At 61.5% G+C, this 26,661-nt stretch carries 23 protein-coding genes, 1 pseudogene and 1 riboswitch; of the genes and pseudogenes, 13 read left to right on the top strand and 11 right to left on the bottom strand.

What is annotated here, in order from left to right:
• Window positions 1-221 precede the first annotated feature (221 nt).
• Together J3P79_RS25030 and metK are read left to right on the top strand one after the other, a co-directional pair.
• Window positions 222-1,217 carry an ArsR/SmtB family transcription factor gene (locus J3P79_RS25030; protein WP_434606467.1) on the top strand — a complete coding sequence of 332 codons (996 nt, stop codon included), beginning with the start codon at window positions 222-224 and terminating at the stop codon, window positions 1,215-1,217.
• 19 nt (window positions 1,218-1,236) lie between these two features.
• Window positions 1,237-2,427 (top strand): methionine adenosyltransferase, encoded by a 1,191-nt coding sequence (metK, locus tag J3P79_RS25035; RefSeq protein ID WP_030137860.1) that lies wholly within the window; start codon window positions 1,237-1,239, stop codon window positions 2,425-2,427.
• Between the two features lie 78 nt (window positions 2,428-2,505).
• On the opposite strand, the gene J3P79_RS25040 is transcribed toward metK, so the two are convergent.
• On the bottom strand, window positions 2,506-3,126 hold the full coding sequence (locus J3P79_RS25040; RefSeq protein ID WP_434606470.1) for a LysE family translocator: 621 nt from the start codon (window positions 3,124-3,126) through the stop codon (window positions 2,506-2,508).
• 206 nt (window positions 3,127-3,332) lie between these two features.
• Here J3P79_RS25040 and ligB point away from each other — a divergent pair, with 206 nt between their 5' ends.
• Window positions 3,333-5,006: an NAD-dependent DNA ligase LigB gene (ligB, locus tag J3P79_RS25045; protein WP_434606473.1), complete on the top strand. Its 1,674-nt coding sequence runs from the start codon at window positions 3,333-3,335 to the stop codon at window positions 5,004-5,006.
• Window positions 5,007-5,098: 92 nt separating this feature from the next.
• Window positions 5,099-5,494, top strand: coding sequence for a DUF1090 domain-containing protein (locus J3P79_RS25050; RefSeq protein WP_434606475.1), 396 nt, complete (start codon window positions 5,099-5,101; stop codon window positions 5,492-5,494).
• A gap of 21 nt (window positions 5,495-5,515) precedes the next feature.
• On the opposite strand, the gene J3P79_RS25055 is transcribed toward J3P79_RS25050, so the two are convergent.
• Window positions 5,516-5,965 carry a c-type cytochrome gene (locus tag J3P79_RS25055; protein WP_434606476.1) on the bottom strand — a complete coding sequence of 150 codons (450 nt, stop codon included), beginning with the start codon at window positions 5,963-5,965 and terminating at the stop codon, window positions 5,516-5,518.
• A 123-nt stretch (window positions 5,966-6,088) separates the two neighbouring features.
• Between J3P79_RS25055 and mltA the strand changes: the two genes are divergently transcribed.
• Entirely contained in the window at window positions 6,089-7,276 is a 1,188-nt protein-coding gene (mltA, locus tag J3P79_RS25060; protein WP_434606479.1) for a murein transglycosylase A, read from the top strand.
• 111 nt (window positions 7,277-7,387) lie between these two features.
• Here the strand turns inward: mltA and J3P79_RS25065 are convergent, their stop codons facing one another.
• The gene (locus tag J3P79_RS25065; RefSeq protein ID WP_045157182.1) at window positions 7,388-7,771 is read right to left on the bottom strand and encodes an MAPEG family protein; all 384 of its coding nucleotides are present in this window, start codon (window positions 7,769-7,771) and stop codon (window positions 7,388-7,390) included.
• 333 nt (window positions 7,772-8,104) lie between these two features.
• On the opposite strand from J3P79_RS25065, the gene J3P79_RS25070 reads away from it, so the two are divergent.
• The gene (locus tag J3P79_RS25070; RefSeq protein WP_434606482.1) at window positions 8,105-9,274 is read left to right on the top strand and encodes an MFS transporter; all 1,170 of its coding nucleotides are present in this window, start codon (window positions 8,105-8,107) and stop codon (window positions 9,272-9,274) included.
• Here the strand turns inward: J3P79_RS25070 and J3P79_RS25075 are convergent.
• Together J3P79_RS25075 and J3P79_RS25080 are read right to left on the bottom strand one after the other, a co-directional pair.
• A complete protein-coding gene (locus J3P79_RS25075; RefSeq protein WP_434606484.1) occupies window positions 9,225-10,109 on the bottom strand; it encodes a formate/nitrite transporter family protein in 885 nt (294 codons plus the stop codon). The genes J3P79_RS25070 and J3P79_RS25075 overlap by 50 nt on opposite strands.
• An 89-nt stretch (window positions 10,110-10,198) precedes the next feature.
• Window positions 10,199-10,600, bottom strand: a complete 402-nt coding sequence (locus J3P79_RS25080; protein ID WP_039590542.1) for an acyl-CoA thioesterase — start codon at window positions 10,598-10,600, stop codon at window positions 10,199-10,201.
• A 190-nt stretch (window positions 10,601-10,790) separates the two neighbouring features.
• Window positions 10,791-10,896: riboswitch (S-adenosyl-L-homocysteine riboswitch) on the top strand.
• Between the two features lie 23 nt (window positions 10,897-10,919).
• On the opposite strand from J3P79_RS25080, the gene ahcY reads away from it, so the two are divergent.
• The 4 genes and pseudogenes from ahcY (at window position 10,920) to J3P79_RS25100 (ending at window position 16,365) form a co-directional block, all read left to right on the top strand.
• Window positions 10,920-12,329: an adenosylhomocysteinase gene (gene ahcY, locus J3P79_RS25085; RefSeq protein ID WP_434606486.1), complete on the top strand. Its 1,410-nt coding sequence runs from the start codon at window positions 10,920-10,922 to the stop codon at window positions 12,327-12,329.
• 156 nt (window positions 12,330-12,485) lie between these two features.
• Window positions 12,486-13,331: a methylenetetrahydrofolate reductase [NAD(P)H] gene (gene metF / locus J3P79_RS25090; RefSeq protein ID WP_434606488.1), complete on the top strand. Its 846-nt coding sequence runs from the start codon at window positions 12,486-12,488 to the stop codon at window positions 13,329-13,331.
• A 132-nt stretch (window positions 13,332-13,463) separates the two neighbouring features.
• Window positions 13,464-14,275: pseudogene (locus tag J3P79_RS25095) on the top strand (substrate-binding periplasmic protein); the annotation flags it as partial.
• Window positions 14,276-14,505: 230 nt separating this feature from the next.
• Window positions 14,506-16,365, top strand: a complete 1,860-nt coding sequence (locus J3P79_RS25100; protein ID WP_434606489.1) for a DEAD/DEAH box helicase — start codon at window positions 14,506-14,508, stop codon at window positions 16,363-16,365.
• Between the two features lie 241 nt (window positions 16,366-16,606).
• Here the strand turns inward: J3P79_RS25100 and J3P79_RS25105 are convergent, their stop codons facing one another.
• The 3 genes from J3P79_RS25105 to J3P79_RS25115 all read right to left on the bottom strand — a co-directional run bounded on the left by J3P79_RS25105 (window position 16,607) and on the right by J3P79_RS25115 (window position 20,292).
• Window positions 16,607-17,188 carry a YceI family protein gene (locus J3P79_RS25105; RefSeq protein WP_434606492.1) on the bottom strand — a complete coding sequence of 194 codons (582 nt, stop codon included), beginning with the start codon at window positions 17,186-17,188 and terminating at the stop codon, window positions 16,607-16,609.
• Between the two features lie 32 nt (window positions 17,189-17,220).
• Window positions 17,221-17,772: a cytochrome b gene (locus tag J3P79_RS25110; protein ID WP_039590535.1), complete on the bottom strand. Its 552-nt coding sequence runs from the start codon at window positions 17,770-17,772 to the stop codon at window positions 17,221-17,223.
• Between the two features lie 765 nt (window positions 17,773-18,537).
• Window positions 18,538-20,292 carry a flavin monoamine oxidase family protein gene (locus tag J3P79_RS25115; protein ID WP_434606494.1) on the bottom strand — a complete coding sequence of 585 codons (1,755 nt, stop codon included), beginning with the start codon at window positions 20,290-20,292 and terminating at the stop codon, window positions 18,538-18,540.
• Window positions 20,293-20,539: 247 nt separating this feature from the next.
• Between J3P79_RS25115 and J3P79_RS25120 the strand changes: the two genes are divergently transcribed.
• Together J3P79_RS25120 and J3P79_RS25125 are read left to right on the top strand one after the other, a co-directional pair.
• Window positions 20,540-21,946 carry an adenosylmethionine--8-amino-7-oxononanoate transaminase gene (locus J3P79_RS25120; protein WP_434606495.1) on the top strand — a complete coding sequence of 469 codons (1,407 nt, stop codon included), beginning with the start codon at window positions 20,540-20,542 and terminating at the stop codon, window positions 21,944-21,946.
• A 78-nt stretch (window positions 21,947-22,024) separates the two neighbouring features.
• The gene (locus tag J3P79_RS25125) at window positions 22,025-22,744 is read left to right on the top strand and encodes a 16S rRNA (uracil(1498)-N(3))-methyltransferase (protein WP_434606496.1); all 720 of its coding nucleotides are present in this window, start codon (window positions 22,025-22,027) and stop codon (window positions 22,742-22,744) included.
• A gap of 45 nt (window positions 22,745-22,789) precedes the next feature.
• Here J3P79_RS25125 and J3P79_RS25130 read toward each other — a convergent pair whose 3' ends face one another.
• Window positions 22,790-23,692, bottom strand: a complete 903-nt coding sequence (locus J3P79_RS25130; protein ID WP_434606499.1) for a transporter substrate-binding domain-containing protein — start codon at window positions 23,690-23,692, stop codon at window positions 22,790-22,792.
• A gap of 23 nt (window positions 23,693-23,715) precedes the next feature.
• The gene (locus J3P79_RS25135) at window positions 23,716-24,957 is read right to left on the bottom strand and encodes a D-amino acid dehydrogenase (RefSeq protein ID WP_434606502.1); all 1,242 of its coding nucleotides are present in this window, start codon (window positions 24,955-24,957) and stop codon (window positions 23,716-23,718) included.
• A gap of 105 nt (window positions 24,958-25,062) precedes the next feature.
• Here J3P79_RS25135 and J3P79_RS25140 point away from each other — a divergent pair, with 105 nt between their 5' ends.
• A complete protein-coding gene (locus tag J3P79_RS25140; RefSeq protein WP_434606505.1) occupies window positions 25,063-25,986 on the top strand; it encodes a LysR family transcriptional regulator in 924 nt (307 codons plus the stop codon).
• Here the strand turns inward: J3P79_RS25140 and trhA are convergent.
• On the bottom strand, window positions 25,974-26,591 hold the full coding sequence (gene trhA, locus J3P79_RS25145; protein ID WP_434606507.1) for a PAQR family membrane homeostasis protein TrhA: 618 nt from the start codon (window positions 26,589-26,591) through the stop codon (window positions 25,974-25,976). The genes J3P79_RS25140 and trhA overlap by 13 nt on opposite strands.
• Window positions 26,592-26,661: the final 70 nt, after the last annotated feature.

Raw genomic sequence — 26,661 nt, forward strand, 5'->3', positions numbered from 1 at the left:
AAAAAGGCGAGCATTTTCCCTCACCCACCCGCCCCGGGGCAATCAGATACTCGTCCAAAGGCGATATTTGCGGCGGATAAAGTCGCATCGGCCAGGTGAAACCTTTCCGCTGATGGTGGATAGAGTCAAGCACATGGGAGGAAGTGCCATTTATCGACCAATATCAAAACTTTTTGATATTGACCTTGCGATGCGCCAGACCCGTCACTAGACTGCCGCCCATGAACTTACGCGTGCCTTCCATTCGCCATGATGACAGCGATGAGCTGGCGGCCCTTTGCAAGGCCGGCGGCGATCCGTTGCGGCTCAATGTATTGCGCGCCCTGGCCAACGACTCATTCGGGGTATTGGAACTGGCGCAGATCTTCGGCATCGGCCAGTCCGGCATGAGCCATCACCTCAAGGTCCTGGCCCAGGCCGACCTGGTGGCGACGCGGCGCGAAGGCAACGCGATTTTCTACCGGCGCGCCCTGCCCCACAGCGACTTGCTGGGCGGTAAATTGCACGCCGCGCTGCTCGAGGAGGTGGACGAACTGGACCTGCCGATGGAGGTGCAGGACCGCATCGCCCAGGTCCACGGGCAACGTGCCGCCGCCAGCCAGGATTTTTTCGCACGGGTCGCCGAGAAATTTCGCGCCCAGCAGGACCTGATCGCCGGGCTGCCGCAATACCGTGATAGCGTCGTGGCGCTGCTCGACAAGCTGAGCTTCGAGCCCTGCGCCACGGCGATGGAAGTCGGCCCCGGCGACGGCGCTTTCCTGCCGGAACTGGCGCGGCGCTTCAACCAGGTGACGGCGCTGGACAACAGCCCGGCCATGCTCGAGCTGGCTCGCCAGGTGTGCGAGCGCGAGTCCCTGGCTAATGTCAGCCTGCAACTGGCCGATGCCCTGAACGGCGTAAGCCTGCGGGCCGATTGCGTTGTATTGAACATGGTACTTCACCATTTTGCCGCACCGGCCGATGCGCTCAAGCACATGGCCAACCTGCTGCAACCGGGCGGTAGCCTGTTGGTGACAGAGTTATGCAGCCACAACCAGAGTTGGGCCAAGGAGGCCTGCGGTGATCTCTGGCTGGGGTTTGAACAGGACGATCTGGCCCGTTGGGCCACCGCTGCGGGTCTCGTGCCCGGGGAAAGCCTCTATGTAGGCTTACGTAATGGTTTCCAGATCCAGGTCCGCCATTTTCAGCGGCCGGCTGGCGACACTCACCATCGGTAACTTGTAGGAAAACATCGAGATGAGCGAATACTCCCTTTTCACCTCCGAGTCCGTGTCTGAAGGGCATCCGGACAAAATCGCCGACCAGATTTCTGATGCGGTGCTGGACGCCATCATTGCTGAAGACAAGTTCGCCCGCGTGGCGTGCGAGACTCTGGTGAAAACGGGCGTGGCGATCATCGCCGGCGAAGTCACCACTTCGGCCTGGGTCGACCTGGAACAGATCGTTCGCGACGTGATCCTGGGCATCGGCTACAACAGCTCCGACGTCGGCTTCGACGGCGCGACCTGCGGCGTGATGAACATCATCGGCAAGCAGTCCCCGGACATCAACCAGGGCGTTGACCGCGCCAAGCCGGAAGACCAGGGCGCGGGCGACCAGGGCCTGATGTTCGGCTACGCCAGCAACGAAACCGACGTGCTGATGCCGGCCCCGATCACCTTCTCGCACCAATTGGTCCAGCGCCAGGCCGAGGCTCGCAAATCCGGCCTGCTGCCTTGGCTGCGCCCGGACGCCAAGTCGCAAGTGACCTGCCGTTATGAAGGCGGCAAGGTCGTTGGCATCGACGCCGTCGTGCTGTCGACCCAGCACAACCCGGAAGTGTCCTACAAGGACCTGCGCGAAGGCGTGATGGAGCTGATCGTCAAGCACGTGCTGCCTGCCGAACTGCTGTCCAAGGACACCCAGTTCCATATCAACCCGACTGGCCAGTTCATCATCGGCGGCCCGGTGGGCGACTGCGGCCTGACCGGTCGCAAGATCATCGTCGACAGCTACGGCGGCATGGCCCGTCACGGCGGCGGCGCGTTCTCCGGCAAGGATCCATCCAAGGTTGACCGTTCGGCGGCGTACGCCGGTCGTTATGTCGCCAAGAACATCGTTGCCGCCGGCCTGGCCGAGCGCTGCGAGATCCAGGTGTCCTACGCCATCGGCGTCGCCCAGCCTACGTCCATCTCGCTGAATACCTTCGGCACCGGCAAGATTGGCGACGACAAGATCATCCAGCTGGTGCGTGAAGTGTTCGACCTGCGTCCTTACGCGATCACCACCATGCTCGACCTGCTGCACCCGATGTACCAGGACACCGCAGCCTACGGCCACTTCGGTCGCACGCCGCAGACCAAGACCGTGGGCGACGACACCTTCACCACGTTCACCTGGGAAAAAACCGACCGCGCCGACGCACTGCGCGCCGCTGCCGGCCTGTAATACCCGCTGCGATGAAAAAGCCCCTGGCGATGTAGAGTCGCCAGGGGCTTTTTTTCGCCTTTATGGCGGGGGGCACTGTTACGTTCGCCGCGCCACCAACAAGAACGACGCAGCGCTCGCCAACAGCCCCGCACACATCCGATTGAACAAGCGCTTGCCGCTTGGCCGTGCAAACAGTCGCCGCGCATAAATTCCCATGTAGCAGTACAAGCCGATCGCCACGCACTCCAGGGCCAGGAACAGCGCGCCCAATACAGCAAACTGTTGGGTGACGGTGTCCGCACGATCAACGAACTGCGGCAAGAAAGCGGTAAACAATAGAATTGCCTTGGGATTGCCGATCGCCACCAGGAACTCCTGGCGCGCCAGGCTGGCCATGCTCATGGAAACGGTCGCCGCCTCGCCCCCGGACTCGGGATGCGCACGCCACAACTGCACGGCGAGATAAAACAGATAGCCGGCGCCAACCAGCTTGATGCCCAGGAATAACAATTCCGAAGTATGCAACACAGCCGTCAGCCCCACCGCTGCCAAGGCAATCATGATTGCAAATGCCAGCAGTCGACCGATACCGCCGCTGCACGCTCGGACAAAGCCATAACGCGAGGCATTGCTGATGGACAGCAGGTTGTTCGGGCCCGGCGCCATATTCAGCGCGAAGCAGGCCGGGATGAAGACAGCGAGTGTCGTCAGGTCCATCGGTTGCACTCCTGGCATATCGGATCGAGCGTCCATTCTGCACCGGCCATCGACGTGTTCAAGGGACAGTTGCGCAACCAAATCGCCCTGGACTGTACCACCCGCACTTCGCCTTCAGGTTTCGCAAAACCCGGTAACGCTCTGGGTCTCGCAACTTTTCCCACAGTGGCTAGCCTTCAGGGACTCAACCAAGCAAGGATGCTTCGATGCCGCCGTTTTTGTACGCACTCGCCTGTCTTTTATTCATCGCCCTACCCGCAATGGCTGCGCCTTGTCCCGACTGGCCCACGGAACGTGCGCGTGCAGAGATCGCCGCGCTGCAGCAACAAATCGACACCTGGGACGACAGCTATCACCGGCTCGGCCAATCACAGGTGGCCGACGAACTCTACGATCAATCCCGCACACAGTTGAGCCATTGGCGCGGCTGCTTCAATCTTCCGGTAATCGATGATGCCCTGCGCTCGGCGGGCGGAACGGTGCGCCACCCTGTCGTCCATACGGGCCTGGAAAAACTGAAGGATGCCGAGGCCGTCGGTGCTTGGCTGCGCGGTCGCGAGGAGGTCTGGGCCCAACCGAAAGTCGATGGCGTGGCGGTGACGCTGGTGTATCGGAAGGGCCACCTGTACCAGGCGATCAGTCGCGGCGATGGCGTCCTGGGACATGACTGGACCGTTAACGCACGAAAGATACACGCCATCCCGCAACGGCTGCGCCAAGCCGTGGACCTGGTCGTCCAGGGCGAGTTGTACTGGCGCCAGGAGGCCCACGTCCAGGCCGACCGCGGCAGCATGAACGCCCGCGGGACCATGGCGGGCCTGATGGCACGTACCAACCTGACGACGCAAGACGGGATCTATATAGGCCTGTTTGTCTGGGAATGGCCCGGGGGGCCAGACACACTGACCGACCGTATGATTGCGCTGGGTGAGCTGGGCTTCGCTGACACTCTCGACTACAACCAACCTGTCCGGGACCTGGCCGATGCCGAGCGGTGGCGCGACCACTGGTATCGCACCCCGCTGCCATTTGCCAGCGACGGAATCGTTCTACGCCAGAGTCGTCGTCCTCCTGCCGATCGCTGGAAGGCCCGGGCGCCGTACTGGAGCGTCGCCTGGAAATATCCGTATGCCCAAGCAATGGCCGAAGTACGCCAGGTGAACTTCAAGATCGGTCGCACTGGGCGTATCACGCCCGTCCTGGAACTTGAACGCATCAGACTCGACGACCGCTGGATTCGCCGTGTAAGCGTCAGCTCCCTCAAGCGCTGGGAAGAGATGGACATTCGCCCCGGCGATCAGGTCGCCATCAGCCTGGCCGGCTTGACCATTCCGCGCCTCGATGGGGTCGTGCTTCGCAGCCTCGAACGCCAGGCAGTCAACGCGCCCGCAGTAGCCGACCACCATCCGCTGAGTTGCTGGCAACCCACGCCCGGTTGCGAAAGCCAGTTTCTGGCGCGACTGAACTGGCTCAGCGGCAAAAACGGTCTCGACCTTCCCCATGTTGGTCCTGGCACTTGGGAAAAGCTGCTGGCCGCTGGTCGACTCGACGGATTACTGGATTGGTTGACCCTCGATGCCGCCGACCTTGCTAACATTGCCGGTTTCGGGGAGCGCAGCAGCGCCCGCCTGCTTGCCAGCCTGGACGGCGCCCGGCAGCGGCCCTTTCACCAATGGCTCAAGGCCCTTGGCTTGCCGCCCACAGCGCAGGCCAGGCTGGGCGGATCGTGGCAGGCGCTGGCCGAGCGCAGCACCGAACAATGGCAAGCCGAAGCCGGCATCGGGCCGGGACGCGCGGCGCAACTGAGCGCTTTTTTTCGCGACCCGCAGGTGCTGGCCTTGAGAGAAACACTACACACCGCCGGGGTCGACGGTTTTTAATTCAACCCTGGGGCGGTTGAACCCAAAGGGCGGACACGCGTTCCAACAGCGCATCGACACAGACCGCCCGCAAGTCTTTATACGGAGTTGCTATGAATTTCCTGTCCCCCGTTGCCCTGCTCGCCTTGTGTGGCGTCATGGCTACGCCTTTGATGGCGACTGAGCAGCCCCCGGAACTGACCGGTTGCGCGGCAAAGCGCCAGGGCATCATCAATCAGATCGAACTGGCCAAGTCGCGAGGCAACCCGGACCAGCAAGCGGGCCTCGAAACAGCACTGAATGAGGTCACCACCCACTGCACGGACGCGTCCTTGCGCAAGGAGCGGGAAACCAAGGTGCTCGAGGCCAAGCATGAGGTGAGTCGCCGCCAGGCCGACCTGGAAAAAGCCATGAAAAAAGGCGACGCTGAACGGATCAACAAGCGCAAGGACAAACTGGCGGCTTCCCGCAAGGAATTGCAGGAAGCGGTGAATGAGTTGGACAAATAAGCTCCACCCTTGCAGCTGTTTTCAGTGATCCCGAAACTCCTTGTGACAGGCACTGCAGGCGTCCTCGACCTTTTGCACCGCCGGCCCCAACTGGCTGGCCCTGTAAGGCTGGACCTTGCTGGCCGTCACCAAATCAGCGGTAGCGGTCTCAAGGTTGTGGGCCATTTCCTGGAAGCGTGCCTGTTTTTGCCAGACCTCATCCGTGGCGCTGGTATGGTCTTCTTCACGAACCGGCGGGAAGTGCTTCCAGGGCTCGCGAGACAGCTGGTCCAACTTGACCGCGCCATCGGCGAAACGCGCACCGTCGAATGGAATACGACCACGCAGCATGCCGCCCAACTCTTCGTTGGTCTTGAGCATCTGCTTGAAAATAGCCTTGCGTTGGCCGAGGGGGGAGTTGGGATCGACACCACCGCAGCCGGATAACATCAGGCAGGCCAGCACGGCCATGGAAAATCGTCTTACAAACATCTTTGCCTCGGGGCTGGAAATGGCCGTTAGTATCCCCGGGTCGTCAGAAAAGACCAATGGCCCTATCAACAATAAGGGTTGTCGAGCGCGCGAAGGCACCCGACGACTGCAAAGGAAATCTTCATGAATAGCCGCCTCAAGCCATGGCACAAACGCCTGGCGTTGACCCTGCCGTTGATCGCACTGCTGGCCGGCTGCAATCGCGGTGAAAAGGTCGAAGAGCCCAAGACCCATGCCCTCGCCACTTATGTCAGCGCACCCTGGGAAGCACTGCCGTCGGTGTCTGATGAGGACTTGCTGGCCGGCTTCGGCTCATGGCGCAGCGCATGCACGCGGCTCAAGGCCGACCCGACCTGGGGCCCAACCTGCGCGGCAGCGGCGAATGTGCCGCAAACCGCACAGGATGTACGCAGCTTCCTCAAGCAGACCCTGGACGTCTATGGTTTGCGCTCGGGGGACAACAGCCCCAACGGCCTGATCACCGGCTACTACGAACCGGTCTACCCCGGCAGCCTTACCCAGACCGCCACCGCCAATGTGCCGGTCTATGGCGTTCCGGAGGACATGATCATTGTGTCGCTGGACAGTATTTATCCTGAGCTCAAGGGCAAACGCCTGCGCGGCCGCCTTGAAGGCCGTGTGCTCAAGCCCTACGACGACGCGGCCACCATCGAAAACAACGGGGTGAAGGCGCCTGTCATCGCCTGGCTGACAGACCCGATGAACCTTCAATTCCTGCAAATCCAGGGCTCGGGACGCATTCGCCTCGACGATGGCCGTCAACTGCGCATCGGCTATGCCGACCAGAACGGCCATCCGTATCGCCCCATTGGCCGCTGGCTGGTCGAGCAGGGTGAGCTGAAGAAGGAAGACGTGACCATGGGCACCATCAGTGCCTGGGCCAAGGCCAACCCGAACCGTATTCCCGAACTGCTGGCGAGCAATCCGAGTTATGTATTCTTCAACCGCAACCCCGACAGCAACGAAGGCCCGAGAGGCTCGTTGAACGTCCCACTCACCGCAGGTTACAGCGTGGCGGTTGACCGCAAGGTCATTCCCCTGGGCAGTCTGTTGTGGCTATCCACGACTCGCCCGGACGGCAGCGCCTTGAACCGCCCCGTCGCCGCCCAGGACACCGGCGGGGCGATTGCCGGCGAAGTGCGGGCTGACCTGTTCTGGGGAACGGGCGACGCCGCCGGGCAACTGGCCGGGGATATGAAGCAACAAGGCCAGATCTGGATGCTGTGGCCCAAGGGGATGCCGTTGCCCCAGGTGCCGCAGGTGGCGAATGCGGTGACCGCCAACCCCTAGAAACCCACGGGAGCTCTGGTGGACGCACAACTTGTGCACGACCAGATCAACTGTGGGAGCGAGTTTGCTCGCGAAGAGGCCAGCAAAAACACCAAAAACCTAAATCCAGGCTCAGGCCGAAACAAAGAAGAAGCTCAAGACCAACCCAACCCCCACGAACCACACCAGCGAACGCAAGATTGCCCAGTCAGCCAAGTAGCAAATGATGTAAAGCAGGCGGCTGGTGATAAACAGCACCGCCAGCACGTTGATGGTCACCAGTTCGGCATTGCCGGCCAGGTGGGCGACGATCACGGCGGCGGCAAAGAACGGGGAGATCTCGAAGCTGTTCAGTTGCGCGGCGTAGGCTCGCCGGGGAGCGCCTTCGAGTGAATCGAGAAAGTCCCGGGGATCGTGGTTATCTTGCAGCCTATATCTCCCGCCCGCCTTGGCGATGCCAATACACAGGTAAGGCAGGAGGAAAGCGATCAAAACACACCACAGGGCAACCGTCATACCGCATTTTCCTTTTTTGGTTTTAGAGAATCGAGGGCAAGCGTCTCAGGTTTTATCACCAGCATGCCAACCAGCACCAGCCCGCAGGCTAAGAGTCGCGGCCGGCCGAAAGGTTCTTTCAGGTAGCACATGCGGCAGAGCATGCGCTCAACTCCGTCCGTAGAATTGACTCGCGCTACAGCAACAGCTGTTTATACTGCACTCGACCACGCCGCACTCAGTTGCGCATAGATCAATTCCAATAATTCCGCTGCCGCCCCGTTCGTTCGAACCAAGGCGTCGGCATGCGTATGCCTGATCCGAGCGTCAAGACTATAGACAGAGACCTTGCGCATGCCACTCGCCTTGCTTGCTTTGGCCGTTGCCGCTTTCGGCATCGGCACGACTGAATTCGTCATCATGGGCCTGCTGCCCGACGTCGCCCGTGACCTGGCCGTGAGTATTCCCCATGCTGGGCTGCTGATCACCGGTTATGCCTTGGGTGTGGTATTTGGCGCGCCGATCCTGGCGATCGGCACCGCGAACATGCCGCGCAAGGCCACGCTGTTGGGCATGACCCTGATGTTCATTCTCGGCAATGTGCTCTGCGCCCTGGCGCCGAACTACACCACGCTGATGGCAGCCCGGGTCATTACCGCCTTATGCCACGGCGCGTTTTTTGGTATTGGCTCGGTGGTGGCGGCAGGGTTGGTGGCGCCGAACAAACGGGCCCAGGCTATCGCGATGATGTTCACCGGCCTGACCCTGGCCAATGTCCTGGGCGTGCCGCTGGGTACGGCCTTGGGTCAATACGCCGGCTGGCGATCGACGTTCTGGGCGGTTTCGGCGATCGGGGTAATTGCAGCCATCGCCCAGTGGGTCTGGCTGCCCAAGGAAATTCCCATGGACAAGGCCAACCTTGCCAGCGAGTTCAAGGTGCTGGGCAAGGCCAACGTGTTATTGGCCCTGGGCATGAGTGTCCTTGCCTCTACCAGCCTGTTCAGCGTATTCACCTACATCGCGCCGATCCTGCAGGACATCACCGGCGTCAGCCCTCACGGTGTCACCGTCATGTTGTTGCTTTTCGGGGTCGGCCTGACGGCGGGCAGTTTCCTGGGTGGACGCCTGGCGGACCGGCGCCTGTTGCCGTCCCTGGTAGGCATGGCGCTGGCCGTGGTGCTGGTGCTCGCCGCCTTTAGCCAGACCAGCCGATCGGTGATTCCGGCGGCGATCACGCTGGTGCTGTGGGGCGTTTTCGCCTTTTCCCTGTGCCCGATCCTGCAATTGCTGATCATTGACCAGGCCCACGAGGCCCCGAATCTCGGCTCGACCCTGAACCAGAGCGCCTTCAACCTCGGCAACGCCGCCGGTGCCTGGATCGGCGGGCTGGTCGTCGCCAGCGGTGCCGACCTCGCCGATCTGCCATGGACCGGCGCCCTGGTCGGCGGGCTGACCGTATTGACCGCCCTTTATTTTATTTTTCGGCAGCGTCGCCTGGACGCCGTGGCAGGCTTTGCCGACTGAGGGGCGTATTGGTTTCGCTGCGCACCTGCGCGTGGCTGATCAGGGCGAAGATGAAACTGCCACCGATGATGTTCCCCGCCAAGGTCGGCGCGGCAAACACCATCCAGAAGTCCTCCCAGGACAGCTGGCCGGCAAACACCAAGTAAGACACTTCAGCCGAGCCGACGACGATGTGGGTGAAATCCCCAAGCGCCATGAGGTAAGTGATCATCACGATGATCCACATCTTGGCGCTTTCCATGGACGGGATCATCCAGACCATCGTGGCGATCATCCAGCCGGAAATGATGCCCTTGGCGAACATCTGGCCGGTGTCGTTTTCCATCACCTTGCGACCGATATCCAGGAAGGCCAGGTCGGTGCGCTGGTCGAAAATCGGCAGGTGCAGCATCACGTAGGCCACCAGCAACGTGCCGCACAGGTTGCCCACCAACACCACGCCCCATAACCGGAACAGCCGGCCAAAATTGCCCAAGGTTGGTTTGCTCATGATCGGCAGCACAGCGGTCAGCGTGTTTTCGGTAAACAGTTGCTGGCGTGCGAGGATCACCGCCAGGAAGCCCGCGCAGTAGCCAAGACTTGCGATCACCTTGAAACCTTCGTGATCCGGCAATCGAGAGTTGAGCAACCCCATCGCCATCAACGACAACCCCATGGTCAACCCGGCTGCCAGGGCCGACCACCACAGCGCCGCCACGCTGCGCTCCAACTCCTGGTCGCCCTGGGTGCGGATGATTTCATGCAATACCGCCGCCCGTGGCGGCTGGTTGCGGTCGACCTCGTGCTGTTCCTCTGCCGAGAGATCAGGGGTCTTGCCGTCTTTTTGAGTGTCCATACAGCTCCTGAACCGGTGGCGTGATGTACCTACGACACACGGCGTCCGGAGCTGTTCAGTGGTGTCCGCAAATGAGAGGCATACCAACCTTACTCGACAGCATCGTCCTTGAACTGGTCCTTGACGTACTTGATCTCGGTCCGGCCATGGGGCGCGGGCAGGCCGTCTTCGCCGAGATTGACGAAGACCATTTTTTCCACCGTCAGGATGCTTTTACGGGTGATCTTGTTACGAACTTCACAGGTCAGGGTGATGGAGGTGCGACCGAACTCGGTGGCGGTGATGCCCAATTCGATGATGTCTCCCTGGCGCGAAGCGCTGACGAAATTGATCTCTGAGATGTACTTGGTCACCACACGCTGGTTACCCAGCTGGACGATGGCGTAAATGGCCGCTTCTTCGTCGATCCAGCGCAACAGGCTGCCGCCGAACAGGGTGCCATTGGGGTTGAGGTCTTCGGGCTTGACCCATTTGCGGGTATGGAAATTCATGAATACTCCTGCGCGTCTGGCCGATGAATGCCCGCATCATGGCAGACCGGCCAGATACGCTCTACGCTGCGGCACCTATAACGATCATCGGCATTTTTGATTTGCCGACGGAAACCCTTTGGAAGATCCGATTAGCTCGTTATAATCGCCACCGCTTCATCCGGTCCACCCTTTGGACCGGTCCCGCCACCTGTCCGAGGGGCGCTGCAGCAGGCTCGACCTGTCAGGCTCGGATGGGGCGTTGCTTGTAGGGGTTACCCGCACAGGCTCTAAACGCACAACGGCGCCCATTCGCATACATTACGAATGGAGGCTCTTCATGAGCGCTGTTATCACGCCTGCTGCTTTTACCGACTACAAGGTCGCCGACATGTCCCTGGCTGCCTGGGGCCGTCGCGAAATCATCATCGCCGAATCCGAAATGCCAGCCCTGATGGGTCTGCGTCGCAAGTACTCTGGCGAACAGCCATTGAAAGGCGCCAAAATCCTCGGCTGCATCCACATGACCATCCAGACCGCCGTGCTGATCGAAACCCTGGTTGCCCTGGGTGCCGAAGTTCGCTGGTCGTCCTGCAACATTTTCTCGACCCAGGACCAGGCCGCTGCCGCCATCGCTGCTGCCGGCATCCCGGTCTTCGCCTGGAAAGGCGAGACCGAACAAGAGTACGAGTGGTGCCTGGAGCAGACCATCCTCAAGGATGGCCAGCCATGGGACACCAACATGATTCTTGACGACGGTGGCGACCTGACCGAACTGCTGCACAAGAAATACCCGGCCGTGCTGGACAAAGTCCACGGCGTGACCGAAGAAACCACCACCGGCGTGCACCGCCTGCTGGACATGCTGGCCAAGGGCGAGCTGAAGATCCCGGCCATCAACGTCAACGACTCGGTGACCAAGAGCAAGAACGACAACAAGTACGGCTGCCGTCACAGCCTCAACGACGCCATCAAGCGCGGCACCGACCATTTGCTGTCCGGCAAGCAGGCCCTGGTGATCGGCTACGGTGACGTGGGCAAGGGCTCGGCCCAGTCCCTGCGCCAGGAAGGCATGATCGTCAAGGTATCCGAAGTCGACCCGATCTGTGCCATGCAAGCCTGCATGGACGGTTTCGAACTGGTTTCGCCGTTCATCGACGGGATCAACGACGGCACCGAAGGCAGCATCGACAAGGCACTGCTGGGCAAGATCGACCTGATCGTGACCACCACCGGTAACGTGAATGTCTGCGACGCCAACATGCTCAAAGCCCTGAAGAAGCGCGCCGTGGTCTGCAACATCGGCCACTTCGACAATGAAATCGACACCGCTTTCATGCGCAAGAACTGGGCATGGGAAGAAGTCAAGCCACAGGTCCACAAGGTGCACCGCACCGGCGCTGGCAGCTTCGATCCGCAGAACGACGACTACCTGATCCTGCTGGCCGAAGGCCGCCTGGTCAACCTGGGCAACGCCACCGGCCACCCAAGCCGCATCATGGACGGCTCGTTCGCCAACCAGGTCCTGGCCCAGATCTTCCTGTTCGGCCAGAAATACGCCGACCTGTCGCCGGCCCAGAAAGCCGAGCGCCTGACCGTGGAAGTGCTACCGAAGAAACTCGACGAAGAAGTGGCCCTGGAAATGGTCCGCGGCTTCGGCGGCGTGGTCACCCAGTTGACCAAGCAGCAGGCTGACTACATCGGCGTCACCGTCGAAGGCCCGTTCAAGCCGCACGCTTACCGCTACTGATCGGCGTCGCCTGCTCCCCTTGTGGGAGCGGGCTCGCTCGCGAAGACGGAACTCCGGGCGCATCAATGTTGAATGTTGAAGCGCTTTCGCGAGCACGCCCGCTCCCACATTGTGCTGTGCACGGCTCCAAGCCTACGAGTTTCCAAGGATATGACCATGTCCCAAGACCGTCGCTACAGCTTCGAGTTCTTCCCGACGAAGACCGATGCTGGGCATGAAAAGCTGATCGCCACTGCCCGCCAGCTGGCAAGCTACAACCCTGATTTTTTCTCCTGCACCTACGGCGCCGGCGGTTCGACCCGCGACCGCACGATGAACACCGTGTTGCAGCTCGAAAGCGAAGTCAAAGTCCCGGCCGCTCCGCACCTGTCTTGCGTGGGCGACAGCAAGGACGACCTGCGCAGCCTGCTGACCCAATACAAGGCTGCTGGAATCAAGCGCATCGTAGCCCTGCGCGGCGACTTGCCGTCGGGCATGGGCATGGCCAGCGGAGAGCTGCGCCACGCCAATGAACTGGTTGAATTCATTCGCGAAGAAACCGGCGAGCACTTCCACATTGAAATCGCCGCCTACCCGGAGATGCATCCGCAGGCGCGCAATTTTGAAGATGACCTGCGCAATTTCGTTCGCAAGGCCAACGCCGGTGCCAACAGTGCGATAACCCAGTACTTCTTCAACGCCGACAGCTATTTCTATTTCGTCGAGCGGGTTCGCCAGATGGGCGTGGACATTCCTGTGGTACCGGGAATCATGCCAATCACCAACTACAGCAAACTGGCACGTTTCTCTGACGCCTGCGGCGCGGAAATCCCGCGCTGGATCCGCAAGCAACTGGAAGCCTACGGCGACGACACGACCAGCATCCAGCGCTTCGGTGAAGAGGTCATCACACAAATGTGTGAACGTTTGCTGCAGGGCGGCGCACCGGGGCTGCACTTCTATACCCTGAACCAGGCCGAGCCTAGCCTTGCGGTATGGAACAACCTCAAGCTGCCGCGTTGAGCCCAGCCTGATGTGCGGTACACAAGACCCTGGGACAACCAGGGTCTTTTTTTCGCGCCCGTGCAAACAGAGCACAGCCCGCGTGCCAGAGCGCTCTAGCTATTTGACAGGCTCTCGTCGTAACCTCCGGTCATGCCTGTATTCGCCCAGCTGACGACAACCCTCCTTCTCTTGTGCCTGAGCTTCACTGCCCAGGCCGAAAAGTTGCGCATCGTCACCGAACCCTGGGCACCCTATGTCTACGAGGAAAACGGCAAGACCCTTGGCCTGGATTATGAAACCACGGCCATTGTCTTCAAACGCCTGGGCATCGATGTGGAATGGCAATTGCTGCCGTGGAAACGTTGCCTGGCCATGCTCGAGCAGGGGTTGGCAGACGGCGCGCTGGACATCTTCCACAGCGATGAACGCGATGCCCTGCTGCTTTACCCCAGCGAACCGCTGTCGGACGTGGAGTTCGTCATGTTCTACGCCAATGCCAGCCCCCACCCTTTTCGTACGCTCGATGACTTGGACGGCCTGACCATCGGCACCTCGCCCGGTTATCTGTATAGCCAGGCGTTCCGAGAGTCGACACGGTTCAAGCGCGAAACGGCCCCCACCCATGAAGCCAACTTCGGCAAACTGCAGCTGGGTCGGATCGACCTGCTCATCACCGATCGCCGGGTGGGCCGGCATGTGCTCGATAAGCTGCGACTCGGCGACCAGATCACCGAGAATCCAGTGGTCGTAAGCCGCCAAAGCCAATACCTGGCGGTACGGCGCAGGGCCGGCATGGATTTGCTCGTGCAACGCTTCGGCGCTGAACTCAAGCGTTTCAAGCACGAACCGGCCTATGCCGAATTGAGCGCTCGTTATGGCGCCATTCCGGTGGCCGAGCCGGCGGGGCAAGACGCGGCATCGCGCTGAAATGCACCGTTGAGCAGCAGGAAAGCAGCGCAAGGCGATTGCTCTGTTATACTCCGGCCTTCCCGCCAGGCTCACGCCCGGACGCCCGGTCTTGCAAAAGGCATCCCGACACCGCTACAGCGCAGCTTCCAGCCCGCGCGAGCCCTGTCCGGACCTGTCTTCCAGACCCGGCAGGACCGGACGGGATGAGGTCTCTGATCGACCGCATTCGCGCCAGGCAAGACTATCCCATTGGGCCAGGCCCTCACTAAAAACAGGATTACTCATGTCCTTTGCTTCCCTCGGTCTCTCCGAGGCTTTAGTCGGCGCCATCGAAGCCGCCGGCTACACCCAGCCTACCCCGGTGCAACAGCGGGCCATCCCCGCCGTGTTGCAAGGTCGCGACCTGATGGTTGCTGCACAGACAGGTACTGGCAAGACCGGCGGTTTCGCCCTTCCGATCCTGGAGCGGCTGTTCCCTAACGGTCATCCAGACAAATCCCAGCGCCACGGCCCACGCCAACCGCGCGTCTTGGTCCTGACTCCAACCCGCGAACTGGCCGCCCAGGTGCACGAGAGCTTCAAGGTCTACGCTCGCGACCTGAAATTCGTCAGCGCTTGCATTTTCGGCGGTGTCGGCATGAACCCGCAGGTCCAGGCAATGGCGCGTGGCGTCGATGTGCTGGTGGCCTGTCCCGGCCGTCTCCTGGACCTGGCCGGGCAAGGCAGTGTCGACCTGTCCCACGTGGAAATCCTCGTGCTGGACGAAGCCGACCGCATGCTCGACATGGGTTTTGTCCATGACGTGAAGAAAGTGCTGGCGCGCCTGCCGGCCAAGCGCCAGAACCTGCTGTTCTCGGCGACCTTCTCCAAGGACATTACCGACCTTGCCGGCAAGCTGTTGCACAACCCGGAACGTATCGAAGTCACCCCACCGAACACCACGGTCGAGCGTATCGAGCAACGGGTTTTCCGCCTGCCGGCCAGCCACAAGCGTGCCCTGCTGGCGCATTTGATCACCACTGGCGCCTGGGAACAGGTCCTGGTGTTCACCCGCACCAAGCATGGCGCCAACCGCCTGGCTGAATACCTCGACAAACATGGCCTGCCAGCCGTGGCGATCCACGGCAACAAGAGCCAGAACGCCCGCACCAAGGCCCTGGCCGACTTCAAGGCTGGCGAAGTGCGCATCCTGGTCGCCACCGACATCGCCGCCCGAGGCCTGGATATCGACCAACTGCCACATGTGGTCAACTTCGAGCTGCCGAACGTCGATGAAGACTACGTGCACCGTATCGGCCGTACCGGCCGGGCCGGTCGTTCGGGCGAAGCGATTTCCCTGGTCGCGCCGGACGAGGAAAAGCTGCTCAAGAGCATTGAGCGCATGACCAAGCAGAAGATTCCCGACGGCGATCTGATGGGCTTCGATGCCAGCACGATCGAGGCCGAAAAGCCGGAAGTACGCGAGCGTCCGGACGTGCGCAATCCGCGCAACCCACGCGGCCCGAGGGGCGATGGCCCGAATGGCAGCGGTGGCGGTCGCAAGGATAAAGGCAAGGACAAGGGCAAGGAAAAATCGGCCAGCAACGGTCGCGGCGAGCGCCCGGCCCGCGAGCAGAAGCCTCGCGAAGGTACGCCGGCCCGCGAACAGCAGCGCCCTGCTCCTCGCGCCGCGGCCGATCGTGCCCCGGACGAGTTCCTCGACGACGATATCGATAACTTCGGCAACCGTGTCGACTACGTGCCACAGCAAAAGCCGGCCCAGGGTCGCGGTCGCCGACCTGGCGCCCCGGCACAAGGCGCAGGTTCGGGCGCACCACGCGGCGGCCAGCCACAAGGGCGCCAGAACGGTCCGCGCAACAGCAACGGCTCGTCCACCGGCACCCCGCCAGCCAAACGCAGTGGCCCGCGTAACGGCGCCCCACGTGACGGCCAGGCCCGCCGCGAAGAATCCCGCCCTCGCCGCCAGGCCCGTGGTGATGACCAGCCACGTCAGGAACCCGCCGTGCAGAACCCGCGTGGCAACCAGCCTAAAATCATCCACAAGGAATCGAAAACCGATCGTTTCCCGACGCCTGAACAGCTGGACCAATTGCCAAGCCGTCCGCGTGGCGAAAAGCCGGCCTTGCTGACGCGCAATCGCTGAGTTTTCCAAGCCATGAAAATGCCCTGGTTTTTGCGAGCCGGGGCATTTTTTTGGCCCCACACCATTCCAATGTGGGAGCGAGCTTGCTCGCGATAGCGGTGGCTCAGTCACCATCAACGTGGCAGAACTGACGCCATCGCGAGCAAGCTCGCTCCCACAGGGTTATCTGTGTCTCCGAAATCCGCACAAAAAAACGCCCCTGGCCGCAAGACCAGGGGCGTTTTTTTGTCAGGCGCGAACGTTACTTCGCTTTGACACCTTCAAATGTCACGTACAGCTCGACCATGTCGGACGCTGGGCCCAGGTCCTTCTGCTTGCCGAAGTCGGAACGCTTGATGGTGGTGGTACCTTCGAAGCCGGCACGGTAGCCGCCCCATGGATCCTTGCCTTCACCCAGGAACGTAGCCTTGACCACGACCGGCTTGGTCACGCCCAGCAGGGTCAGGTCGCCGGTCACGTCGGCAGTGTTCTTACCGGTGGACTTGACGCTGGTGGACACGAAGGTGGCCTTGCCGAACTTGCTGGCGTTCAGGAAGTCAGCGCTGGCGATGTGCTTGTCGCGCTCGGCGTGGTTGGTAAACACGCTGGCGGTGTTGACGTTGAACTCGATCTTGCTGTCTTCAGGCTTGGCGGCGTCAAAGCTGAACTTGCCGTCGATGTCCTTGAAGGTACCGGTGATGTAGCTATAGCCCAGGTGGCTGATCTTGAAATCAACGAAGGCGTGCTGGCCTTCCTTGTCGACCACATAGTCTGCAGCCATGGCCTGGCCGGCAGACAGCAGGGCAGAACCGATTGCCAGGGCGGCGAGCGTCTTTTTCAACATGCTTTCTATTCCTTTGGAGTCGAGGTTGAACATCAGGCTTGGCGCCCCAGCATTCGCTTGAGGGTCGCGTCACGGTCGATAAAGTGGTGCTTCAATGCTGCCAACGCATGAAGGCCGGAAAAAATTACCAGCGCCCATGCGAGATACAGGTGGATCTGGCCGGCGACGTCTGCCTGATCGGGCAGTCCAGACACCAGCGCGGGTACTTCAAACAGACCAAACACCGAGATCCCGACGCCGTCTGCGGTGGAAATCAGGTAACCGGCGATCATCACGGCGAACAGCCCGAGATACAGCGCGCTGTGGCCAAGCTTGGCGCCGACGCGAGTCAAGCGTCCGTAGGTTTCCAGGGTCGGCGGCGGCGGGCTGACAAAACGCCAGATCACCCGCAGCACCATCACCGCCAACAGCACGAGGCCGATGCTTTTATGCAGCTCCGGCGCGTCTTTGCGCCAAGTGCTGTAGTAATCCAGCCCGACCATCCACAGGCCCAGCGCAAACAACCCGTACACCGCCAGGGCAACGGCCCAGTGCGAAACGATGCTGACCCAGCCATAGCGAGAAGAAGAGTTGCGTAGCTGCATTGCTCATATCCTGTAAAAACTGTGACCAAGACTAGCGAGTTATCTATCGATTTAAAGCGGAAATTTTCGCTTTGAAATATCGAGAAATACGATCATCAGTCTGGAAGCAGTGCGTTAAGGAAAGATTAAAGCGGATGCGTTGCGTGATGGCGAGGCGGATGCAGCTCGGAGGCCAAAGCCCGCGTCTGGCCTACCGTCTACTGAAGTCATTTATTGACGCATTCAGCCCTGTAGGGATCCATGTCACATCGATAAACCCATTGAGGATCATGCTTTTTAAGTACCGTTTGAACATCTGCACAACCACTGACACCCAACAACATCAATACAGTTAAAGCCGTTATCCATTTCATGGTTCGTTCCAGTCCCTACGAGCTTAAAGCTCTGAATTATTCATGCAGCGAGCACTCAGGCTTGTAGGGATCGAACGTGCACTTGTAATCCCATTGAGGGTCCCGCTTTGGAGACACAGGAACCATCAGGGGATCATGACCTTTGCCATACACACACCCATACATCGAAACCAGTACGATCACTCCCATCAGTATTTTCATACGTCGCTCCTGTTTTTCGAGGAGCCTAGACTTATGGCGAAGCGCACTCTATCGCCTGCTTCCCGTTAAAGGGTGGGACGTTTCCGATATATCGTAAGGACGTGTAGGACGTCAGCGTTCGTTACACAACGCTGGGCGCTGGAGGACAGCGTCGGCGCGCCTGAATGTCGAAAAAAACGCGACCCTTGGGTCGCGTTTCTTCCGGGGAGAGTTACTGAGCCTTGGTCTCAGTGGTCGTCGCCGGTTTGGCGACCGGCTTCTTGACCGGCTCGGCCTTTTTCACCGGGGCCTTGGCCGGGGCTTTTTTGGCCGGTGCCTTGGCGGCCGGTTTTTTCGCCGCTGGTTTGGCCGCCGCTTTCTTGGCCGGCTCGACTCTCGCCGGGGCCGGCGCGGGTGGTTCTACCGGGGCCGGAGCTGGAGCAGGCGCAGGCGCGGGAGGCGGTGCTACCGGCTCGGGGGCCTTGACCGGCTCGGCCTTCTTGTCGTCATCCGAGCCACCGAACAGGTTGCTGAAGAAGTTGCCTTTCTTCGCCGCCACCGCACCGGCTGCCGCCGCGGCAACCGGAGCCACCTTGGCCGGTTCAAAGGATTTGCCAGCGGCCAGGTCTTCAACTTGGCTGGCGGCACGTTGGCCACTGCGCAGCGCGCCTTCCAAAGTGCCTGGATACATAGCGTCAGTGTGTTCACCGGCAAAGGCTACACGCTGCAAGGGCTTTTCCCACAGGCGCCAGTATTTGCTGATCTGGCCCGGACCAAACGCCAGGTAAGCGCCGCCCATGGACGGGTCGGTGCTGTAGCGGCGGATTTCATAACCGGTGAATGCGCCACGGGCCTGTGGATAAAACGCGTGCAGGCGAATCAGCACCTGGTCGACCATCTGCTTGTCGCCAAAGGCCTGCATCACCCGGGCGTTGTCGCCGGACAGGTTGATGACCACGTTGGCGCCGCCCTTCATGGCCGGCTCGATCCACATCATGCCCAGGCCGGTGTTGCTGTAGATCTCGCCCGACATGCGCGCCTTGCTGTCCCAGACCGGGGTCTTGAACTTGAGCATGATCTGGTCGCGCCAGCCGTAGTTGGTGCCTTTGATCGCGCCCTGATGCTGGGCATCCAAGGCCGGCGTCAGCTGGATCTTGTTCAACGCCCGCAGTGGCACGGCGAGTACCACGTAGTCAGCCTGGTAACCGACACTGCCGACCTTGACGGTGACACCGTCCTTGTCTTGGGAAATGGCTGATACCGGGGCACCGGTCTTGATGGTTTTCAGTTGCTTGACGAACGCCTGGGCCAATACCGGGCTGCCACCCAGCAGGCGCGAGGCGCGCCGGTCACGGTCGGACACGCCGCGATAGACACGGTTCTGCTGGGCAAAATACAACAGCGACAAGCGCGACGGCTCGTCATAGCGCGTGCGTATTTCCTGATTGACCAATTGCCGCGCGGTGGCGGGCAATTGCAAACGGTCGAGCCAGTTGGACACAGTGATCTGGTCGAGGGCGTGCAGCGTGTTGGTGGCCGCCGGGTTCAGCGGATCGTCGATAGACCGCGCCAGCTCATCCACGGTGGTTTCATAGCGCTTGAGCGCTTCGGCTGTGGCGGGCTGTTTGGTCGCCAGGTCGGCGGCGGTGAAATAGGTGCCGTCGATCAGATAGCTGGGAGTCCGCACGAATTCCGGTGCCGGCGTGGTGCTCAGCTTGAACGTGGAAACGTACTTGTTCAGCACCGGCTGGGTCTTTTCGTTGCCGATCCACTCGCTGGTGGCCATGCCCGACCGGCCACCCAGGCTCGGCTTGGCTTCCAGCAGCGTCACGGCCCAGCCCTTGTTCTGCAATTCATAGGCCGCCGTCAGGCCGGCCAATCCACCGCCGATGACGATCGCCGTCGGTTGTTTGTCCTTCGCCAGCGCCGAAACGCTGAACAGCCCTATCATCACCAGCGCACAGGCGCGCAGCCAACCAGCAGACATTCAACGAACTCCGGATTAAAACGTAGGAAAATTCAGCTTTCGAGCCCGTCGGCTCTCGGTTTTTCGAGCCAGCCGGCTCCGGGAACGGCGAAGAATACGTCAGCCATCAAAGCGCCGCCAGCGACGTCTATCGCCTTGTCCATAGTAGCCGGAACGACACAATGGGTTGTCCCCACGTCCGCCATTGCATAGGCTTGCGCGATTGTTTTGCCCGCGCCCGCCGCGAGCTGCCTCGAGGAGACTGTACATGGGCCTGAATAACCAGTGGATGCAACGCGACCTCGCGGTGCTGTGGCACCCCTGCACCCAGATGAAAGATCACGAACAACTGCCGTTGATCCCTATCAAGCGCGGTGAAGGCGTGTGGCTTGAAGACTTCGAAGGCAAGCGCTACCTCGATGCCGTCAGCTCCTGGTGGGTCAACGTGTTCGGCCACGCCAACCCGCGCATCAACCAGCGCATCAAGGACCAGGTCGATCAGCTAGAGCATGTGATCCTCGCCGGTTTCAGCCACCAACCGGTGATCGAGCTGTCCGAGCGCCTGGTGAAAATGACGCCCGAAGGCCTGACCCGGTGTTTTTATGCCGACAACGGCTCGTCCTGCATCGAAGTCGCGATGAAGATGAGCTTTCACTACTGGATCAATCGCGGCCAGCCCGCCAAGAAACGCTTCGTCACCCTGAGCAACAGCTACCACGGCGAAACCATCGCGGCGATGTCGGTGGGTGACGTGCCGTTGTTCACCGAAACCTACAAGGCGCTGTTGCTGGACACGATCAAGGTGCCCAGCCCCGACTGCTACCACCGCCCCGAGGGCATGGGCTGGGAAGAACATTCGCGAAACATGTTCGCGGCCATGGAACAGACCCTGGCCGAACACCACGACAGCGTCGCCGCGGTGATCGTCGAGCCGCTGATCCAGGGCGCCGGCGGCATGCGCATGTATCACCCGGTGTACCTGAAGTTGCTGCGCGAAGCCTGCGACCGCTATGGCGTGCATCTGATCCACGATGAGATCGCTGTCGGCTTCGGTCGCACCGGGACGATGTTTGCCTGTGAACAGGCCGGTATCACACCGGACTTCCTTTGCCTGTCCAAGGCATTGACTGGCGGCTATTTGCCGCTGGCGGCGTGCATGACCACCGATGATGTCTACAGCGCGTTCTACGACGACTACCCGACCCTGCGCGCATTCCTGCATTCCCACAGCTACACGGGCAACCCGCTGGCCTGCGCGGCGGCCCTGGCGACGCTGGATATCTTCGAAGAAGACAACGTCATCCAGACCAACCAGGCCCTGGCCCAGCGCATGGCGAGCGCCACCGCGCACCTGGCCGATCACCCGAACGTGGCAGAAGTACGCCAGACCGGCATGGTGCTGGCCATCGAGATGGTCAAGGACAAGGCCAGCAAAACCGCGTACCCGTGGCAGGAACGCCGTGGCCTTGCGGTGTTCCAGCATGCCTTGGAACGCGGTGCGCTGCTGCGACCGCTGGGCAGCGTGGTCTATTTCCTGCCACCGTACGTCATCACCCCGGAGCAGATCGATTTCCTCGCCGAAGTGGCCAGCGAAGGCATCGACATTGCCACCCGGGACACGGTCAGCGTGGCGGTGCCGAAGGACTTCCATCCTGGCTATCGGGATCCGGGCTGAATCCGCTTTCCTGTTGAAACACTGTTGTGGTGAGGGATTTATCCCCTCGCCACAGGTTTAACTTTCCAGAGACTCCACATGAGACTGTCCCGCTTCTTCATCGACACACCCCTGAGCCTCGGCGACCACGAGCTGCCCGAAGCCCAGGCCCACTACATCGGTCGGGTGCTGCGCATGGCCGAGGGCGATGCGGTGCAGGTGTTTGACGGCTCCGGCCAGGAGTTTCGCGGAACCCTGGCCGAGGTCGGCAAGAAACGCGTGCGCGTGCAGCTCGACGAGCAGTTTGCCGGGCAGGCCGAATCGCCGCTGCGCATCCACCTCGGCCAGGGCCTGTCCCGGGGCGAGCGCATGGACTGGGCGATCCAGAAGGCCACCGAGCTGGGCGTCAATGAGATCACACCGATCTTCACCGAACGCTGCGAAGTGCGCCTCAAGGACGAGCGCGCCGACAAGCGCCTGCTGCATTGGCGGCAGGTGGCGATCAGTGCCTGCGAGCAATGCGGACGCTCCACCGTGCCGGTGATTCACCCGCCGTTGCTGTTGGCGGACTGGTTGAAGCAGGCCGAGGCCGAATTGAAACTGGTGCTGCACCCGGTGGCCAATCCGCTGACCAGCCACCCCAAGCCATCGTCCCTGGCGTTCCTGATCGGTCCCGAGGGCGGGTTGTCGGACGCCGAAGTCGAGCAGGCCAGGATCGCCGGCTACCACGCCGCCCGCCTCGGCCCCCGCGTGCTGCGCACCGAAACCGCGCCAGTGGTGGCGCTGGCGGTGGCGCAGCAGTTGTGGGGGGATTTCTAAAAGTCTGATGTAACTCCCACAGTAGATTGTGGATGTCCGTGCGACCTACTGCACCGGATCACTCGTCGGCTTGGCAATGATCGCCTTCAATTCGCTGGTCATCGGGAATTCCAGGTTCAGGCCCTTGGGCGGGATCGGCTTCTGGAACCAGCGATCGTAGATCGCGTTGATTTCCCCAGACTTGTACAAGTCCGCCAGGGTTGCGTTGACCAGCGCCAGGAATCGCGGATCGTCCTTGCGCACCATGCAGCTGTAGATTTCCCGCGACTGTTCTTCTCCGACCACGACCCATTTATGCGGATCACGCGCCTTGGCCCGCTCGCCGTAGAGCAGCGCGTCGTCCATGTAGAACGCCGCCGCCCGGCCGGTCTCGAGCATCTGGAAGGCCTCGCCGTGGTCCTTGGCGCTGATGACGAACATGTCGACGTTGTTGTCCTGGTTGTAGCTCTTGAGGAATCGCTCATTGGTGGTGCCGGCGGTGGTCACCACATTCTTTCCGCGCAGGTCGGCGAAGCTGTGGATACCGCTGTCCTTGGCTGTCAGCAGTTGGCCCTTCACGTAAATGAAACCGTAGGAAAACGCCACCTGCTTCTGCCGCTCGGCCGTTACGCCGGTGGAGCCGCATTCCAGGTCCACGGTGCCGTTCTGCACCAGTGGGATGCGGGTCTGGGACGTGACGAGGTTGTACTTCACGTTCAGTTGCGGCAACGCCAGTTGGTGCTGGATGCGCGCGACGATCTTGCTTGCCAGCTCCACCGAGTAGCCCATCGGTTTGCCGCTGTTATCCGCGATATAGGAAAACGGCACGGAGGCGTCGCGGTAGCCCAAGGTGATGCTCTTGCTGCTGGCGATCTTATCCAGGGTGCCCGTCGGTGGTGCTTCATTGGCGAAAGCCGAAGCGCTCAGCAGCAGGCTCAGGGTGCAGCCTATCAACGTGATTTTTTGCATTGTTATTCTCCGTTGCGGGTGGGTCAGGCGGCGCGGGGCGTGAGGCCTCGCATGTCGATGGACGGTGTACGTTGGCGGATCAGTTCACTGAGCAAGCGGCCGCTGCCGCACGCCAGGGTAAAGCCCAAGGCGCCATGGCCCAGGTTGAGCCACAGGTTGCGATAGCCGGTGGCGCCAATCAGCGGCACACCGCTGGGCGTGGCCGGACGCATGCCCGCCCACTCGACGGCGCGCTCGTAATTTCCAGCCAAGGGGAAGGTTTCCATGGCCTGGCGACGGATCAGGGCCAGGCGCCTGGGGTCCGGTGCCGGATCAAAACCGACGATGTCCACCATCGCTGCCACTCGCAACTGCTCACCGATGCGAGCGTAGACGACCTTGCGGTCATAGTCGGTGATGCTCAGCTCCGGCGCCCGATGTGGCGCCTCGATCGGAACCGTCAGGCTGTAGCCCTTGAGCGGATATAGCGGCAGTCGCAGCCCAGGCACCGCGAGCGCTGCACTGCGATGGCCGGCGGCGATCACCACGGCGTCCACGTCCAGGCGATCTGCGCCCAGGTTGATCGCCTGCACCGTACCGTCGGCATGATGGACAGCGGTCACCGCACGCCCCAAGAGGAACTCGCAGCGCCCCGAAGCCTGTAGCCGCGCCGCCATCTGGAGACAGAAAGCATGGCAATCGGCGGCCTCCTCGTCCGGCGTGTAGATCCCACCCACGAACGGCACGCCCACCAGCGCGGGCTCCAGGCTGGCGCATTCGGCAGGGCCGAGTACTTGCTGATGACCCAGGTCAGTCACTCGCCGCCGAGCATGCTCGAAGTGGCTGACGTTTCGAAACGTCACCAATTTGCCGTTGCGCCGCCAATCAAAGCCGTCGAGACGATCATCTTCGCGCCAACGCTGCAACGTCGCCTGGCTCAACAGCGCCAGGCGCAACAGATGCTCACCGTTGCGGCGGTTGACCGAGGTCCGGCACGCGGCAATAAACGACGCCATCCAGCGCCACTGGGCCGGGTCGAGGCGCGGGCGCAACTTCAGTGGCGAATCCGCGCGCAGAATCCAGCCCAGGGCCTGCCAGGGCACCCCGGCATCCGCCAGCGGCGTGACGTACCGATAGGACAACTGGCCGCCATTGGCGAAGCTGGTTTCGCTGCCCAGCGCGTCCCGGGCTTCGACGAGCGTGACGTCGATACCTTCGCGAACCAGCGCATAAGCCGTCGCCAGCCCGATCACGCCGCCACCGATGATGCAAACCCGCTGAGCCATGTCCGTCTCACACCTGTTTCGAATAGCCCAAGGTTAGGATCGGATGACAGCGTTCGAACAATGAATAAAGATGGGCTTCCTATAAACAAAGGTTATGGGCTCGCCATGCGCCTTCGTCATATCGAGATTTTCCAGGCCATCCGCCAGACCGGCTCCATCAGCGGTGCCGCGCAGTTGCTGCACGTCTCCCAGCCGGCCGTGACCAAGGTGTTGCAGCATGCCGAGCAGCAATTGGGCTTTGCGCTATTCCTGCGAGTGCGCGGCAAGTTGCAGGCCACGCCTGAGGCGCTGGAACTGGAGCGCGAGGTCGACAAGGTCAGCGAAAGCCTTCAAGGCGTACGGCGCCTGGCCCAGAGCCTGCGCCGCGAGCCGGGCCACAGCCTGCGGATCGGCGCTACGCCAGCCTTGGCCCTGTCGTTGATGCCGGCGGCGATCCATCAATGGACCCGACGATACCCGGACATCGACTGCGAGTTATCCAGCGCCCACAGCCGCGAACTGACGCAAAACCTGCTGATGCGTGAAATCGACATCGCCCTGACCTTGCAACCGCCCGATCACCCTGGCCTCAAGGCCCAACCCCTCGCCAGTGGCGTGTTGGTCGCCTTGGCGCCAAACGGTCACTGGCCCGAGGCGACGATCGGCACGCCCATGCCGCTGCAAGCCTTGGCCGGTGCGCCATTGATCGGCCTGTCCAGTACCGACCCGCTCTCGGCCAGGCTGGACGGTTACCTCAAGTCAGTGGAGCCGCCGCCACGCGTGAGCATTTCCGTGCAGACCTATTCACTGGCCCGGGCCATGGTCGAATCGGGCGCCGGGCTGGCGGTGATCGACCCGTTCACGGCGTTGGGCGCTTCGAGCACCCGCACGGCCATCCGGCCCTTGTCGCCGCCACTGCCCATTTCCCTGTACGCCGTGACCCGGGCCAACGAGGCCCCGGCCCATACGATGGGTGCCCTGCTGGAGATTTTTGCCAGCCAGGCCCAGGCACAATTGGATCGCCTGTTTGGAACGGCTCAAAGCACGTAGAACAGAATCGCCACGAAATGCAGCAGGCTGCCGGCGATGACAAACAGGTGCCAGATGCCATGGGCATGGCGCAGGCGATGGTCCAGCGCGAAGAAAATGATGCCGACGGTGTACAACACGCCGCCCGAAGCCAGCCAGGCAAACCCGGTGCTGCCCAGCGCCGCCAGCAATGGCTTGACCGCCACCAGGACGATCCAGCCCATCACCGCATAAATGACGATCGACAGGATCCGTGCTTCAGAGCGTGGCTTGATTTCCTGCAGGATGCCGATCAAGGCCAGCCCCCAGACAATCCCGAACAACGTCCAACCCCACGGCCCGCGCAGCGTCACCAGGCAGAACGGCGTGTAGCTGCCGGCGATCAACAGGTAGATCGAAAAATGATCGACCTTCTGCATGATTTCTTTCTTGCGTCCGCGCACGCTGTGATAAACCGTCGAGGCGCTGTAGAGCGCCAGCAAGGTAAACCCATAGATCGCCACGCTGACGATCTTCCAGGGATCGCCGGCCATCCCGGCAACCACCAGCAACCACACCGCGCCGATAAACGCCGCGACAGCCCCCACCAGGTGCGTCCAGGCGTTGAGTCGTTCCCCGTGATACATCCCGATCCCACCCCACATTCCGAAACTGGCGCCAAGGCTCAGGCCTGGCGCTTGAAAGTGCAATACCCGT

The sequence above is a fragment of the Pseudomonas sp. R1-7 genome, from assembly GCF_051132105.1.
GTDB lineage: Bacteria > Pseudomonadota > Gammaproteobacteria > Pseudomonadales > Pseudomonadaceae > Aquipseudomonas.

Coding starts and splice junctions, on each gene's coding strand:
- J3P79_RS25070 (WP_434606482.1), top strand. CDS start 8,105: ATGCCACTCGCCTTGCTTGCTTTGGCCGTTGCCGCTTTCGGCATCGGC.
- J3P79_RS25040 (WP_434606470.1), bottom strand. CDS start 3,126: ATGGACCTGACGACACTCGCTGTCTTCATCCCGGCCTGCTTCGCGCTG.
- J3P79_RS25080 (WP_039590542.1), bottom strand. CDS start 10,600: ATGAATTTCCATACCCGCAAATGGGTCAAGCCCGAAGACCTCAACCCC.
- J3P79_RS25135 (WP_434606502.1), bottom strand. CDS start 24,957: ATGGCTCAGCGGGTTTGCATCATCGGTGGCGGCGTGATCGGGCTGGCG.
- J3P79_RS25100 (WP_434606489.1), top strand. CDS start 14,506: ATGTCCTTTGCTTCCCTCGGTCTCTCCGAGGCTTTAGTCGGCGCCATC.
- J3P79_RS25055 (WP_434606476.1), bottom strand. CDS start 5,965: ATGTTTGTAAGACGATTTTCCATGGCCGTGCTGGCCTGCCTGATGTTA.
- ligB (WP_434606473.1), top strand. CDS start 3,333: ATGCCGCCGTTTTTGTACGCACTCGCCTGTCTTTTATTCATCGCCCTA.
- J3P79_RS25050 (WP_434606475.1), top strand. CDS start 5,099: ATGAATTTCCTGTCCCCCGTTGCCCTGCTCGCCTTGTGTGGCGTCATG.
- J3P79_RS25115 (WP_434606494.1), bottom strand. CDS start 20,292: ATGTCTGCTGGTTGGCTGCGCGCCTGTGCGCTGGTGATGATAGGGCTG.
- J3P79_RS25105 (WP_434606492.1), bottom strand. CDS start 17,188: ATGTTGAAAAAGACGCTCGCCGCCCTGGCAATCGGTTCTGCCCTGCTG.
- J3P79_RS25120 (WP_434606495.1), top strand. CDS start 20,540: ATGGGCCTGAATAACCAGTGGATGCAACGCGACCTCGCGGTGCTGTGG.
- metK (WP_030137860.1), top strand. CDS start 1,237: ATGAGCGAATACTCCCTTTTCACCTCCGAGTCCGTGTCTGAAGGGCAT.
- J3P79_RS25130 (WP_434606499.1), bottom strand. CDS start 23,692: ATGCAAAAAATCACGTTGATAGGCTGCACCCTGAGCCTGCTGCTGAGC.
- ahcY (WP_434606486.1), top strand. CDS start 10,920: ATGAGCGCTGTTATCACGCCTGCTGCTTTTACCGACTACAAGGTCGCC.
- J3P79_RS25140 (WP_434606505.1), top strand. CDS start 25,063: ATGCGCCTTCGTCATATCGAGATTTTCCAGGCCATCCGCCAGACCGGC.
- mltA (WP_434606479.1), top strand. CDS start 6,089: ATGAATAGCCGCCTCAAGCCATGGCACAAACGCCTGGCGTTGACCCTG.
- metF (WP_434606488.1), top strand. CDS start 12,486: ATGTCCCAAGACCGTCGCTACAGCTTCGAGTTCTTCCCGACGAAGACC.
- J3P79_RS25030 (WP_434606467.1), top strand. CDS start 222: ATGAACTTACGCGTGCCTTCCATTCGCCATGATGACAGCGATGAGCTG.
- J3P79_RS25125 (WP_434606496.1), top strand. CDS start 22,025: ATGAGACTGTCCCGCTTCTTCATCGACACACCCCTGAGCCTCGGCGAC.
- J3P79_RS25110 (WP_039590535.1), bottom strand. CDS start 17,772: ATGCAGCTACGCAACTCTTCTTCTCGCTATGGCTGGGTCAGCATCGTT.
- trhA (WP_434606507.1), bottom strand. CDS start 26,591: ATGTATCACGGGGAACGACTCAACGCCTGGACGCACCTGGTGGGGGCT.
- J3P79_RS25065 (WP_045157182.1), bottom strand. CDS start 7,771: ATGACGGTTGCCCTGTGGTGTGTTTTGATCGCTTTCCTCCTGCCTTAC.
- J3P79_RS25075 (WP_434606484.1), bottom strand. CDS start 10,109: ATGGACACTCAAAAAGACGGCAAGACCCCTGATCTCTCGGCAGAGGAA.